The sequence below is a fragment of the Paucilactobacillus nenjiangensis genome (assembly GCF_005405445.1).
Lineage (GTDB): Bacteria > Bacillota > Bacilli > Lactobacillales > Lactobacillaceae > Paucilactobacillus > Paucilactobacillus nenjiangensis.
Map to the genome: position 1 here is coordinate 1 of NZ_BJEB01000003.1, position 13534 is coordinate 13534.

The window sequence follows — 13534 nt, forward strand, 5'->3', positions numbered from 1 at the left end:
ATCATTTTTAGCTCTTACCACCTCTTAAGTTTGGACATTGGTAAAATTAATCTATTGACTTAATACCACATGTCTTAAAATTCAAAAAGCCTTCAAACCCGCGAAGGTTTAAAGGCAACAAGGATTATACATATTCCACTGTCTCCCTTAGTAGCCTCACGGGACTACTTTAAAAGGACTCTTAATATTGTCATCTATGATATAGATATCTTTATTCGTTGTCAACGAACTTTTTATGTCGTTGTCGAGTCATCACTAACGTTGTTAACGGAATTGTGATAATTACTCCGATAAAGGAGACAAAAATCATAATTAATTCGGACACAAAAATTTTGTTATTCATAATTTCACCAAACGAATAATTCAAACCCATAAACCAAATAAATAGTGCTAAAAAGCCTCCAAAGAATCCAAAAAACAAGGTATTAAACGTCGTTCCTAAAATGGACTCTCCGATGGACATCCCGTTGGCCATCAAGCTTGAATTACTCAAATCTGGGTGTTGTTCTAGTACTTCCGACAAACCAGCTGAAATGGCAATTGAAGCTTCTGCAATCGCCCCTAATGTACTCAAAATAGTCGTTGTCACAGAAATTTTTAAAAAGTCCATGCCAATATACAAAGACATCCCTTCAAGCGCATCAGAGTCTTCAGCTCCAAAGCCTTGCACCATCGCCCAGTGTTCAACTGGCACAATTATAATCAATAAAATCGCCATCACAATTAATGATGCATAAAAAGCAGTTTGCGAAGTTAATAAATCATCATCACCCATATAAATAGTAATCGCTAAAATCACGATACCGACGCTGACTGTCACAAACATTGGTGGCACATGGAAGGCAATCAAAATCACGGCAAAAAATAACAAGCCAAAATTTAGGACTAAACTCATAAAAGCTTTCCATCCTTGTTTACCACCAATTATCACCATTAAAATTAGTAAAGTTAATCCCAACGCTGTAATAGTTGTCATGCCGCTCGCCTTCTTCCTAATAGCAATGCTGCCAGGCCACTAGCAACCGGGATTGCCAACACTATGCCAATCCCACTAATTAAGCTTTGAACTGTCCCTAAGCTCATATTCATGGCGAAGGTATAGCCCCAAGAATTACCGTTTTTTATATAGAGCAATGCAGAAATAAAAGTATCAGTCATGAAAATTAAAAATAACACGTTAACTAACGGTCCCATAATTGATTGACCAACTTTACGACCAGATAAAAATAGTTGCCCTCGGCTAACCTTAGGATCAATACTTTTTAGTTCAAATAACGTGGCCACGATATCTGTGGACTCATCCATGACTGCCCCAAGTGATCCCAATAATGTTTCGGCTAAAAATAAGGGACGTGGAACTTGTGTCACGTATTCCATTGATTCATAAAACATGCCCTTTTCTTGAGTTAAAGCAAAAATGGCTAGGCTAATCAGCATTGAGATACTAGTTCCTAGCACTGTCGCCCCTAAAGTCGCCAGCATTCGCTTACTTGGCCCCAACACCAGTAATAGGGTTAACACTGAAAAGATGACCGCTAAGACGCCGAAAATGAGCATGACGTGGTTTCCTTGCCATTTTAAATCCAGTTTCACCGCGAACAGGAACAACGTGGCGTTGAGCAAGACACTAAATAGCGCCATTGCACCCTTAAATGCCATCGACATGACTAACAAGCAGACCACTAACCAGGCTAAGAAAACTAAAACTGAATCACGTTTAAATCCTTTAATCGTACCCCCGAGTTTGCCATCGTACGTGTGCAATTTGACAAATATCTGATCCCCCACCTTATACTTTTGATCAGTGGCTTGAGAATCCGAATACTGATTTGTAATAGTCAAGGTTTGACCTTTTTTATCACCATTCATCAGCACCAAATGCAACTTCTGGTCCGTCAAATGATCCACGTTTTGGAAAGTATCAACTTGTTTTTGTGGTTTGTCAGTTTGAACTGTTGTAACTTTAGCAATTGTGTCGTGATAAAGCATTTGATTATGCGTCACAAAAAGCATTGAGACAATGCCAATCAATACCAAAATTAAAAACGTTATTATTTTTTTCTTCGTCCACCATCGTTTTATCGAGTTCATGAAACTCCTCCTACGTCATCAACCCTAATTGTAACCTACCGATTTATCTATGAATCAAAAGATTTGTATAAAAATAAAAGCGTGAAATCAGCGTACAAATTGTGAGGACTAATTTGACTTATGACACTAATTCTAAAAATAGTCTATATCAAAAAATGGAGCCAGTGAACAAAACGTTAGTTTTATCACGACTCCATTAAACTCTTATTATTTTGTACCAAACAAACGATCACCTGCATCGCCCAAACCAGGAACGATGTAGCCATTTTCATTCAATGAATCATCAAGTGAGGCAGTATAAATATCAATATCAGGATGTGCTTCTTGTAAAGCTTTCACTCCTTGAGGAGCAGCAACAAGACAAACAAACTTCATGGAAGATGCTCCACGTTTTTTCAAAGCATCGATGGCCATGATTGCTGAACCACCAGTAGCTAACATTGGATCAACAACAAATAATTGGCGTTGATCAATATCAGATGGCAACTTAACAAAATATTCATGTGGCTTCAAAGTTTCTTCATCGCGATACATACCGATGTGACCAACTTTAGCTGCTGGAATTAAATCAAGAATTCCATCAACCATTCCAAGTCCTGCTCGTAAAATTGGAACAACGGCGACTTTTTTACCAGCCAATTGTTTGCGGGTAGTTTTGGTGATTGGTGTTTCAACTTCGACATCTTCAAGCGGCATATCACGTGATACTTCGTATGCCATCAGAGTAGAGATTTCGTTAACAGTTTCACGGAAGTCTTTCGTTCCCATGTTCTTGTCACGAATTAATGTTAATTTATGTTGAATTAGTGGATGATCCAGTACTTCAAATTTGCCCATAATTAATACACTCCTTCTAAAAATTCCATATCCATTGTACCAGACATAGCGCCCGTTCAGTAGCAAAATCTGAAATTAATTTACTTTATGTGCTCTTGTTAATTCTTTGACCTGAGCGGCGACTTCATCCATTGAAGCTTGATTATCATGTTCATTGATAACTCGTAAGATTAATCTAGCTACTTCTTTAGAATCTTCCTCGCTAAATCCGCGGCTTGTAATCGCAGGACTGCCGATACGGATTCCACTTGTAACAAAGGGACTAAGTGGTTCATTTGGAATCGATTCTTTGTTAGTAGTGATGTTTACACTGTCTAATAAGTTTTGAAGTTCCTTCCCATTCACGTCAGTGTCAACTAAAGAAATATTAAACAAATGATTGTCCGTTCCACCTGAAACAACATGGACGTTATCACTGGCATTAAATACTTCTGCCATTGCATTGGCGTTGGTCACGACTTGATTAATATATGTGGTAAATGAAGGTTGGAGTGCTTCATAAAATGCTTGCGCTTTCCCAGCTATGACGTGCTCCAATGGGCCGCCTTGCCCACCAGGGAAAACAGCTGAATTTAATTTTTTAGCGTATTTTTCTTGACTCAAAATCATTCCACCACGAGGGCCTCGTAAGGTTTTATGAGTCGTGGTTGTGACAACATCCGCAATGCCAATTGGACTTGGATGAGCACCAGTTGCAACTAACCCAGCAATATGAGCCATATCAACCATTAAATAAGCGCCAACTTCGTCAGCAATTTCACGGAATTTTTGCCAATCAATCACTCGGCTATATGCAGATGCACCGGCGACAATAATTTGTGGTTGAACTTCTTTTGCCTGTGCCAAAATAGCATCATAATCTAACAATTCTGTTTCAGGGTTCAGTCCATAACCATAGGATTTATAAAATTTACCACTAAAGTTAACCGCTGCCCCATGAGTCAAGTGACCCCCTGAATCTAATCCCATCCCTAGAATTGTGTCTCCTGGTTTGATGAGAGCTTGATACACCGCCGCATTTGCTTGTGAACCAGAGTGTGGTTGAACGTTAACATATTCTGCCCCAAATAATTCCTTGGCATGATCAATTGCTAATTGTTCTACTTGGTCGACAAATTGACAACCACCATAGTAGCGCTTGCCAGGATATCCTTCAGCATATTTGTTAGTTAAAACAGTTCCCTGAGCCTCACGAACAGCATCCGAAACAATATTTTCTGACGCAATCAATTCGATTGTGTCTTCTTGTCGAACTTCTTCACGGGCAATTGATTGCCATAACTGGTTATCTTTCTCTGTATAGTTCATCGCACGCACTCTCCTATTTTTCGGTAAGATTTACAACTTACTAAAATAATACACCATATTCGAGTGAAACTATCTATTAAAAGTGCGAACCACCAGCAGATTTTTCTAAACGGTTCATATAAGCCGTCCCTAAGCCTTGATTTTCAAAGGCTTGAACCAAGATTGTATTAATTTCAGAATGCTCATCAAAATATCGTAATCCGGCAAATAATGCATGGCTAGCATCTTGTAAATTATTACCCAATGAATAGGTTTCAATGTTTTTATTTAGGGTTAACTTGGCTTTGACATCGTTACTAAGCATCAATCCAATGGCCTGAGTTTGTTGATTAAGCCACCCATTTAAACGCGTTAGATCAGTCGTCGGATCAAAAATCGTAACTTGCGCTTTGGGGGAATAATGTGTGTACTTCATCCCCGGTGCCTTTGGCGTTTCTTTTTCACCCACGTGGTGATGATTATTTTCAATTGATCCAATAACTGCTTCAATTTGAGATTTAGTGACTGCACCTGGTCGCAAAATTACAGGCATCGCGGTCGACATGTCAATGACAGTCGATTCAACGCCGACCTTCGTTTCTCCATCATCCAAAATCCCGGCAATTTTGCCGTTTAAATCATGATAAACGTGTTGCGCAGTCGTTGGACTTGGTTTCCCTGATGTATTAGCTGAGGGGCCCACAATTGGCCGGCCGGCTAACTCAATTAATTTGCGAGTTGCATCATTATCTGGAAATCTAAAAGCGGCTGTAGCCAAGCCGCCAGTGACTGATTTCGACAACACACCTGGCTTTAATGTAAAAATCATCGTCAACGATCCAGGCCAAAACTGCTTCATGAGCTTGTAGGCAGCTGCCGGAATAGTCTGCGCATATTTTTCAACCGTCGCAACATCGGCTACGTGAACAATCAGTGGATTGTCACTTGGTCGCCCTTTGGCTAAATAAACTTGCTTGACGGCAGATTCATTGGTTGCATCTGCGCCGAGTCCATAAACTGTTTCCGTTGGGAAAGCGACTAGTTCACCTGCCTGAATTAACTTTGCTGCCTGTTTGATTTCATTTGTCGTAAAAATTTTAGTTTCCATAAATATTAGTCACTTTCATTTAAATCTGAAATTTTAATCATCCGCATTTGGTCGTTGATATCGTGTTTAGTTTGGATTTTTGCTTTTGGTAAGATCCGATGTGTTAAAACTTGCATTGCTTTTTCTTGTCCATAACCAGTCTCAGCAAATAGCTCACCATGAGGTGTCAATTGTGATGTCAATTCACTAAAAATTCGTTCGTAAATTGCTAACCCTTGATGATCGGCAAAGAGTGCTAAATGTGGTACGTACTCTAACACTGACTTATCCATATCCGCTTTTTCATCATCCCCGATATATGGTGGGTTGGACACAATCAAATCAAATTTTTCGTTGTTTAAATCGGTGAACAAATCACTATGTACAAATGACACATCTGCGCCTAAATCATCCGCATTCAACTCGGCGACCGCTAAAGCTGACTCTGATACGTCACTCGCAACTACGGACCAATTTGGTCGTTCCAATTTCAAAGTAATCCCAATTACCCCACTACCAGTCCCTAAATCAAGGACTTTTAACGGTGCTTCTGAATGTTCATTTAAAACCCATTCAATCAGTTCTTCGGTTTCATTCTCGGGAATCAACACATTCTGATTAACGGTAAATGTACGTCCATAAAATGGTGCTCTACCGACGATATATTGAGCTGGTTCGTTTTGCATTAATCGTTCAACTTGCGCCTTAAAAATTTCAAACTCAAAATCAATCATTACATCGTTCCGATGCAGAATAATTTGCGTTGAATTCCAATCATGTTCCATGCTTAACAAATATTCAGGAGCGGTTGGATCAACATCTTGATTTGTCTGGATAAAAGAAGAAGCCCAATTAAGGGCTTCTTGATAAGTCGGATTATTCATCACGTAACTGCTCCATTTTTTCTGCTTGATCAGCAATAATCAATGCATCAATAATGTCTTCTAATTCACCACTCATAATGCGATCTAACTTATTAAGTGTTAACCCAATGCGATGATCGGTCACTCGATTTTGAGGATAATTATACGTCCGAATTCGTTCAGAGCGATCCCCCGTTCCAACCGCAGTCTTCCGTTGTTCATTATAGGCATTCTCTTCTTTTTGAGAATAGTAATCATAAACCCGAGCTTTTAAGATTTGCATAGCTTTGGCCCGGTTTTGTTGTTGCGAACGTTGATCTTGCATAGCGACGACAATCCCAGTAGGTAAATGCGTCATTCGAACGGCAGAGGAAGTCTTATTAATATGCTGACCACCAGCACCAGATGAACGATAGACATCAGTCCGAATATCCTTATCTTCAAGTTCGATATCCACATCTTCAGCTTCGGGCATTACCCCAACTGTTGCTGTTGAAGTATGAATTCGGCCAGCCGATTCAGTTGTTGGAATTCGTTGCACACGATGGGCGCCATTTTCGTATTTCAGTTTAGAATACACACTAGCCCCACTAATCATTAAGACGATTTCTTTAAAACCACCAACTTCAGTTTGACTTTGGTCAACAATTTCAACCGTCCAACCTTGTTTTTCCGCGTAGCGAGAATACATTTCAAATAAATCTGCAGCAAATAAACTGGCTTCATCCCCACCAGCTGCTCCGTGGATTTCCATGATGATATTTTTATCATCGTTAGGATCTTTAGGCAACAGTAAAACTTTCAATTCATTTTCTAAATTTTCTTGTTCTTCACGAGATTCAGTCAATTCTTCCTTAGTTAACTGAGCCATTTCATCATCGAGGTTTTCACGAAGTAACTCTTCGTCATCCTTAACTTGTTGAACCACTTTTTTGTAAGCAGTATATTTTTCGACAGTTTCTCGTAAACTGCCCTCTTCCTTTGAAAGGTCCATGAACCGATCAGTATCAGCAATCACATCTGGATCACTGAGAAGTTCGTTCACTTCATCATAACGGTCGGCGACCGCTTGTAATTTATCAAATATTTCGTTCATTAAATGTCTTCTCCTAAGTTTCTAAACAGTGGGATGGAAATAATGACGGCGACAAACTGGATAATATGCTTCATTACCACCAATTTGGACTTGCTCACCTTCATAAACAGGTTTCCCATCATGCATTCTTAAATTAAAACTGGCTTTTTTCTTGCAGAACCAACAGATAGTTTTCATTTCTTCAATTTTATCTGCATAAATCAATAGGTACTTTGAACCTTCAAAAAGTTCATTTCGAAAATCATTTTTGAGGCCAAACGTCATCACTGGAATATTCAAGTCGTCAACCACTTTGGTCAATTGTAAAATATGGTCCTTGGTGAGAAACTGAGCTTCATCAACCAATACACAAGCAGCATCCGGATTAGTTTCCTGCACGTAATCAAAGATATTAGTGTCTTGCATAATTGGTAGTGCCTCGCGTTCAAGACCAATTCGACTCGAAATTTTACCAACCCCAGCACGATTATCCAGTCCACTAGTCATCATAATAACTGACTTACCTTGTTCTTCGTAGTTATAAGCAACTTTTAAAATTTCAATTGATTTACCGGAGTTCATCGCTCCATACCTAAAGAATAATTGTGCCAATTTGAATCACCTTTTCCTTGCATAGTCCTTAATAGTATACCGAAAAAAACGTCCTTTGTGAACAGACAAGTCACGATTGATATAATTGACTTTTCTATATATTTATTTATAATTGTATGTACAATCAATTGATGGAGGTGACACATACAATGAATCAACCCCAATTTTCAGACTGTCTCTACTTTGCTAGTGCCCGCTTAAACCGCTATATCGCTAAGATTGGTGATACTAAATTTAAACAAATTGGCCTTTCATCCTCCTCGGCATTTGTTCTAATGTGTATCGCTGATAATCCAGCAATTAATCCTTCTGAAATCGCTGATGAACTATATCTAGACCGCTCGACAATTACTCGCTTTTTGGATAAACTGGAAGTTCAAGGTTTCATCACCCGTGTGTCGGATGGGCGGTCCGTTAAAATTAACGTAACCCCCACGGGTCACAAATTAATTCCGGCAATTGCAAACGTTTGGGACGATTTGAACCAGACCTACGCTGATTTATTAGGTGCAGACACGGAAAAAAATTTTCGAGCCACACTGAATCAACATTTTGCCAATTTAACTAATTAATTATTAAGTTTATGTAAATTAAGATACCAATATTTTCAAATAAAACAATACGGTTTATGATTAACCACAACAATTCATAACTGGAGGAAATTTTTTAATGTCGATTAGAAGTTCATTTGCAGCCGCAGCCGGTAAATCAAGTTATTGGTTGCTACACAATTTTTTTCATGGTGGTAGCTCACTGCCCGGCAAAATCACGGTCGCACTGGACCCCAACATTTTACGCGCATTTGGTAAGGATTATGATGTCGTAATTGTCACTGGGACCAATGGTAAAACATTAACCACTGCGCTAAGCGTCAAAGTATTAAAAGAAGGCTTTGACAATGTTGTCACCAATCCAACCGGCTCAAACATGGAGCAAGGTATTGTGACTACATTCATAACTGCTAAAAAATCCAAAAATGGTAAAACCATTGCTGTGTTAGAAGTTGATGAAGCTAACGTGATTAAGGTTACCAAACATATCACTCCAATCGCCTTTGTCTTCACCAATTTGTTCCGTGATCAAATGGACCGCTATGGTGAATTGTACACAACATATCAAAAAATCTTGGATGGTGTTGCTAACGCACCTAAGGCAACCATTATTGCTAATGGTGATGCGATGATTTTTAATTCTCAAACACTGCCCAATCCAATTATCTACTACGGTTTTAACCACTTACCAGCTGGGGACATTAAAGCTCCTGCTAATACGGATAGCGTTTTATGCCCCAAATGTAATCACATCTTACATTATGGCTTTATCACCTACGGAAATTTAGGCGATTATTTCTGTCCAAATTGTGGATTCAAACGACCTGAATTAACCAATCAAGTCACCCGTTTAACAGAATTAACGCCCACTAGTTCTTCCTTTGAGATTGATGGTAAGCCATATTCAATCCAAATTGGTGGCACCTATAACATCTACAACGCGCTAGCAGCGTATACCTTGGGACGTTTCTTAGATATTTCCACTGATCAAATTAAAAATGCTTTCGAAAATGATAGTCACGTTTTTGGCCGACAAGAAGTTATTCAAGTTGGAGACAAGCAAGTGACCTTAATTTTGGTTAAAAACCCAGTAGGACTTAATCAAGTAATTGACATGATTTTGTCAGATAAAGATGCATTTTCATTTGTTGGTCTCTTAAACGCCAATTACGCCGATGGGATTGATACTAGTTGGATTTGGGATGGTAACTTTGAAAAATTAAAAAAACACGATATTCCTCAATTCATCACTGGTGGAGAGCGATATAAAGACATCACATTCAGACTAAAAGTTGCTGGCGTTGATAATTTAATTATTGAACCCGAGTTAAAAGATGTTGTTCAACGAATCACTGAGCTACCCACCAAAAAAGTTTATGTCCTAGCAACTTATACCGCGGTATTGCAACTTCGCAAACAATTAGCTGATCAGAAATTGATTAAAGAAGGGATGGATGCTTAATGGCCAAATATGTTTTGAATTTAGCACATTTGTATGGTGACCTATTAAATACCTATGGCGACGTTGGTAATATTTTGGCATTACAATATTATGCAAAACAAATGGATACCGAGATTCAAACGACTGTCATTAGTACGGAAAATGACTTCCACGCAGATGACTTTGACCTCGCCTTCTTTGGTGGCGGTCAAGATTATGAACAAGTCATCGTTTCTAAAGATATCCAAAATAAAAAAGCTGAAATCCAAAAATTCATTGAAGCTGACAAACCCATGTTAGCCATTTGTGGTGGTTATCAACTATTGGGTCACTATTATCTCAGTGCTCAAGGCAAAAAAATCCCGGGAATTGGGGTCTTAAATCACTACACCCTGAATCAAAATAACAACCGTTTTATCGGAGACATTACCATTAAAAGTGAAGACACTGGTGAAGTCTACCACGGCTTTGAAAACCATAACGGCATGACTTTCCTTGGTGACGGCGAAAAACCACTTGGAACAGTGGTGTCCGGCAATGGTAACAACGATCAAGACAATAGCGAAGGCGCCATTTACAAACAAACCTATTGCTCATACTTCCACGGCCCAGTCCTAACGAGAAATGGGCTACTAGCTAAACGAATGATTTTAAAAGCGCTCCATAATAAATATCCAGATGTTGATTTTACGACACAAGAACAATACGAAGTGCAACCTACTTTTTAAATCACAAAACGACCCGCTTGATAGCGAGTCGTTTTTTTGACTAATTTTGTGGTGTGCCACTAACCCCATTTAATTGATTGGTATAAATCATTAATTGATTTGCATACGAAGGATGGTCTTTATTATCTTGAATAACTTTTTGTAGCTCTAAAGTATCATCAGTCACAATGCCGTCAACATTTAAAAATAATAGTCGCTGCATTTGATCTGGATCATCGACTGTCCAAGCGTATACTTATTTGTTGCGTTTATGAGCTTGATCCATAAATGCCTGCGTCAATGTAGTCTCTTCCATCGTGTACGCATTGGCCTGCGTCCTTGGAAATGCCAAATTATAAGGCAAAATAAAACTTGAAAACAGCTGTGGTTCTTGTTTTTTTACCTTCGTAATCACAGGGTAACTTAACGAATGCATATAATTTCCATCTGCCAACATCCGTTTTTGATATAGCTTCAGAAAGTTTGAAACCATCTCAGGACTGTCTTCATTAGAAGTCTTAATTTCCACCAATAACTTTTGGTGATTTTTCTCCGCAGCGGCCAAATAATCATTGAAACTAGGAATTTTAGCTGACTGGTCATTTTCACTCACGGTTAATTGTGTCAACTGTGCCAAGGTTAAATCATGCACCTTCTTATTGACTCCAGCTAAGTTTTTCAAATTACCATCATGAATTACCACAAATTGATGATCCTTAGTTTCGTGAATATCCATTTCAACAAAATCTGGCTTTTCTTTAGCTGTTTTTTCAAGCGCCGGAATGGTATTTTGAACTCCATTTTGATCATCAACACCCCGATGAGCAATCACCAATGGTGGATCAATTAACGCACCTTTAAAATATGCAAAATTATAAACTCCGGCCGCCCCACCAATAACTACCACAAGCACGACAGCTAAGCTTCTTTTTAATTTTTTAAAACGTACCACGCCGTTAGTTTGCGCCGACTTCGAAACAATACTTCCTTGAAACTCATCCAAAGCGATATTCACAATAAATACCACTCCCATGACCATCAAGATTTGGTTGATAATTTCTAACAGCATCAAATTAATCACTGCTCCGCCAAGAGCTATGGCTGGTAAATGTTGATCTAATAATGTTTGCACTACGTATAAAATGCCACGAGAAACTGCACCGATTAAGCCTAACAAAAATGAACTCGCGAACAGTTTGACTGCAATTTTGAAGAAGTGTCCTTTAGTTTCTCGCCAACTATCAACAATCACTTCGAAGGTTGTTTCATGTCGATTAATGGTCCCCGGTAAAAATGTAATCAAGCGAATCGATAAAAATACTGCCACCAATGTGAATGTAACGATTGGCACCCAAATAGTCGCTGAATTCCACATATCATCTAAAATAAAAACTGGAATTGTAATTTTTGATAACAATTCAGATTGAAAAATAGTTTTGCTAAATGGCACCACAACTATTAAATATGCAATGGTCACCAGCATGGTTGTAAAGCGCACTCGCCTTAAATCTTTAATTCGCTCAACAATCAACTGCCAAATTGAGACGTTTTGTTGTGCCCTGATATTGGCCACAATAGCCATCCAAATCGTAAATTGCAAATATGCTGCCAGCAATGTAATAATCAAAATTATTAACAGGCCCACAGCGACTACCGGATGACCAATAATCACACTCACAATGTTCGTGTAAGATAAGTACGGAATATTGGCAAGTTCCATCATTTTTTGGACAAGCCACGTTAATCCTGGAATTACCACTTGGCCAATAATAAAACTCGAACCAATTGTCACTAAAATAAAATAACCCCAATATTTACTGAATTGTCGCCAATAACGGCGATACATCCCCAATATTTTTTTCATAATCTCCCCCACCATATAAAAAAGGTCCCAAATTCCTGGGACCTACCAGTAATTCGTTACCGTTATTTTATACATTAACGCAAAGAACTACAATTATTTAACATTTTTCATCTAAATAAGTACTAATTATTTGATCTCGCCGTGGCAAATACACACTATTATTATCATTTGGATGAACTCGATTTGACAAAAATACAAAAGCTTGATTAGTGGCTAAATCAATCGTTAACCAAGTACCGGTATACCCCGTATGGTACAAAATGTTGTGTTGATCATTTCGATCTTGAAGTAATCTCCAACCAAAAGTTCGACCATGAAATCCCGCGATTGGTGTTTGATCTACTTGCAAAAGTGCTCTCGTCGAATCAGTTAATAAGCCATTTAAATTCGAATCAATCATCTGATGGGCAAACGAAACCACATCCGTCAGTGTTGAAAATAACCCCGCACTCCCACAATGGGCTCCTAAAGTATAGGCTTTCGGATCATGAACAACTCCGCGAATCAATCCTCGGGTTGGATGCATCTGTGTTGGGACACAATTTTCTTTCAGTGGTGAAAAGCTTGAATCCATCATTTTTAAAGGCCCCAAAACTTCAGTCTCAATTACTTGTTGCACCGGCTGTTGATAGAATTTTTCAATAATCCAACCCAAATAGATTAATCCAATATCAGCGTATTTAACTTGCTGCCCAAAATTTTTCGACACAGTCAAACTCAATAACGCTTGATGTAAATGAGTTGCATCCAAATCATCGCGATTTGGGATGTATCCTTCAATCCCCGAAGTGTGCGTCAATAAATGACGGATTTTCACCCTCGAATCACCAAACTCTGGTAAATAAGCTTGCACGCTGTCCTCGACAGATAATTTGCCCGCTTGAACCATGTGCATGATGACCGTTGTTGTCCCAATGACTTTAGTCAGAGATGCAACGTCATACTGCATTCCTGCTTGTAACTGTTCAATAGTTGGAACTACTTGAGCATTACCGAAAACTTCACTAATTTCATGTTGACCATCAAAAATAGCATATGAAACTCCAGGAGCAATGCCATCCTCCACCAATTGATGGATTTGTTTGATTGTCCGTGAGTATTCATATGCCATTATGCAGC

Annotated in this window: 13 protein-coding genes and 1 pseudogene; 3 read left to right on the forward strand and 11 right to left on the reverse strand. The window is 38.8% G+C overall.

All coding sequences use genetic code 11. The annotated features are described in order from the left end of the window. Positions 1-211: 211 nt before the first annotated feature. The 8 genes from FFM59_RS00735 to FFM59_RS00770 form a co-directional block, all read right to left on the reverse strand. Positions 212-976, reverse strand: coding sequence for a YibE/F family protein (locus FFM59_RS00735; RefSeq protein WP_137601152.1), 765 nt, complete (start codon positions 974-976; stop codon positions 212-214). Further along, the gene (locus FFM59_RS00740; RefSeq protein ID WP_137601153.1) at positions 973-2091 is read right to left on the reverse strand and encodes a YibE/F family protein; all 1119 of its coding nucleotides are present in this window, start codon (positions 2089-2091) and stop codon (positions 973-975) included. The genes FFM59_RS00735 and FFM59_RS00740 overlap by 4 nt, the downstream gene beginning before the upstream one ends. Before the next feature lie 207 nt (positions 2092-2298). Further along, a complete protein-coding gene (upp, locus tag FFM59_RS00745; protein ID WP_137601154.1) occupies positions 2299-2928 on the reverse strand; it encodes a uracil phosphoribosyltransferase in 630 nt (209 codons plus the stop codon). A gap of 75 nt (positions 2929-3003) precedes the next feature. Further along, positions 3004-4236, reverse strand: coding sequence for a serine hydroxymethyltransferase (gene glyA / locus FFM59_RS00750; protein ID WP_137601155.1), 1233 nt, complete (start codon positions 4234-4236; stop codon positions 3004-3006). Positions 4237-4312: 76 nt separating this feature from the next. Continuing rightward, positions 4313-5323: an L-threonylcarbamoyladenylate synthase gene (locus FFM59_RS00755; protein WP_137601156.1), complete on the reverse strand. Its 1011-nt coding sequence runs from the start codon at positions 5321-5323 to the stop codon at positions 4313-4315. 5 nt (positions 5324-5328) lie between these two features. Further along, positions 5329-6186, reverse strand: a complete 858-nt coding sequence (prmC, locus tag FFM59_RS00760) for a peptide chain release factor N(5)-glutamine methyltransferase (protein ID WP_174795631.1) — start codon at positions 6184-6186, stop codon at positions 5329-5331. After that, positions 6179-7261 (reverse strand): peptide chain release factor 1, encoded by a 1083-nt coding sequence (gene prfA, locus FFM59_RS00765; RefSeq protein WP_137601158.1) that lies wholly within the window; start codon positions 7259-7261, stop codon positions 6179-6181. Before prfA ends, prmC begins: the two co-directional genes overlap by 8 nt. A 21-nt stretch (positions 7262-7282) precedes the next feature. Beyond that, complete coding sequence (locus FFM59_RS00770; protein ID WP_137601159.1) at positions 7283-7852, reverse strand: thymidine kinase; 570 nt, start codon at positions 7850-7852, stop codon at positions 7283-7285. Between the two features lie 149 nt (positions 7853-8001). Here FFM59_RS00770 and FFM59_RS00775 point away from each other — a divergent pair, with 149 nt between their 5' ends. The 3 genes from FFM59_RS00775 (at position 8002) to FFM59_RS00785 (ending at position 10572) form a co-directional block, all read left to right on the forward strand. Beyond that, positions 8002-8424, forward strand: a complete 423-nt coding sequence (locus tag FFM59_RS00775) for a MarR family winged helix-turn-helix transcriptional regulator (RefSeq protein WP_170175889.1) — start codon at positions 8002-8004, stop codon at positions 8422-8424. 97 nt (positions 8425-8521) lie between these two features. After that, on the forward strand, positions 8522-9865 hold the full coding sequence (locus FFM59_RS00780) for a Mur ligase family protein (RefSeq protein ID WP_137601161.1): 1344 nt from the start codon (positions 8522-8524) through the stop codon (positions 9863-9865). Beyond that, entirely contained in the window at positions 9865-10572 is a 708-nt protein-coding gene (locus tag FFM59_RS00785) for a type 1 glutamine amidotransferase (protein ID WP_137601162.1), read from the forward strand. The genes FFM59_RS00780 and FFM59_RS00785 overlap by 1 nt, the downstream gene beginning before the upstream one ends. A gap of 40 nt (positions 10573-10612) precedes the next feature. Here the strand turns inward: FFM59_RS00785 and FFM59_RS00790 are convergent. The 3 genes and pseudogenes from FFM59_RS00790 to FFM59_RS00800 all read right to left on the reverse strand — a co-directional run. Next, positions 10613-10795: pseudogene (locus tag FFM59_RS00790) on the reverse strand (hypothetical protein); the annotation flags it as partial. Positions 10796-10807: 12 nt separating this feature from the next. Further along, positions 10808-12415 (reverse strand): glycerophosphoryl diester phosphodiesterase membrane domain-containing protein, encoded by a 1608-nt coding sequence (locus FFM59_RS00795; RefSeq protein WP_170175890.1) that lies wholly within the window; start codon positions 12413-12415, stop codon positions 10808-10810. 97 nt (positions 12416-12512) lie between these two features. Beyond that, the gene (locus FFM59_RS00800) at positions 12513-13526 is read right to left on the reverse strand and encodes a serine hydrolase domain-containing protein (RefSeq protein ID WP_137601165.1); all 1014 of its coding nucleotides are present in this window, start codon (positions 13524-13526) and stop codon (positions 12513-12515) included. Positions 13527-13534: the final 8 nt, after the last annotated feature.

Excerpts from the sequence above, each read along its gene's own strand:
- FFM59_RS00735 (WP_137601152.1), bottom strand. The coding sequence starts at position 976 with ATGACAACTATTACAGCGTTGGGATTAACTTTACTAATTTTAATGGTG.
- FFM59_RS00740 (WP_137601153.1), bottom strand. The coding sequence starts at position 2,091 with ATGAACTCGATAAAACGATGGTGGACGAAGAAAAAAATAATAACGTTT.
- upp (WP_137601154.1), bottom strand. The coding sequence starts at position 2,928 with ATGGGCAAATTTGAAGTACTGGATCATCCACTAATTCAACATAAATTA.
- glyA (WP_137601155.1), bottom strand. The coding sequence starts at position 4,236 with ATGAACTATACAGAGAAAGATAACCAGTTATGGCAATCAATTGCCCGT.
- FFM59_RS00755 (WP_137601156.1), bottom strand. The coding sequence starts at position 5,323 with ATGGAAACTAAAATTTTTACGACAAATGAAATCAAACAGGCAGCAAAG.
- prmC (WP_174795631.1), bottom strand. The coding sequence starts at position 6,186 with ATGAATAATCCGACTTATCAAGAAGCCCTTAATTGGGCTTCTTCTTTT.
- prfA (WP_137601158.1), bottom strand. The coding sequence starts at position 7,261 with ATGAACGAAATATTTGATAAATTACAAGCGGTCGCCGACCGTTATGAT.
- FFM59_RS00775 (WP_170175889.1), top strand. The coding sequence starts at position 8,002 with ATGAATCAACCCCAATTTTCAGACTGTCTCTACTTTGCTAGTGCCCGC.
- FFM59_RS00780 (WP_137601161.1), top strand. The coding sequence starts at position 8,522 with ATGTCGATTAGAAGTTCATTTGCAGCCGCAGCCGGTAAATCAAGTTAT.
- FFM59_RS00785 (WP_137601162.1), top strand. The coding sequence starts at position 9,865 with ATGGCCAAATATGTTTTGAATTTAGCACATTTGTATGGTGACCTATTA.
- FFM59_RS00795 (WP_170175890.1), bottom strand. The coding sequence starts at position 12,415 with ATGAAAAAAATATTGGGGATGTATCGCCGTTATTGGCGACAATTCAGT.
- FFM59_RS00800 (WP_137601165.1), bottom strand. The coding sequence starts at position 13,526 with ATGGCATATGAATACTCACGGACAATCAAACAAATCCATCAATTGGTG.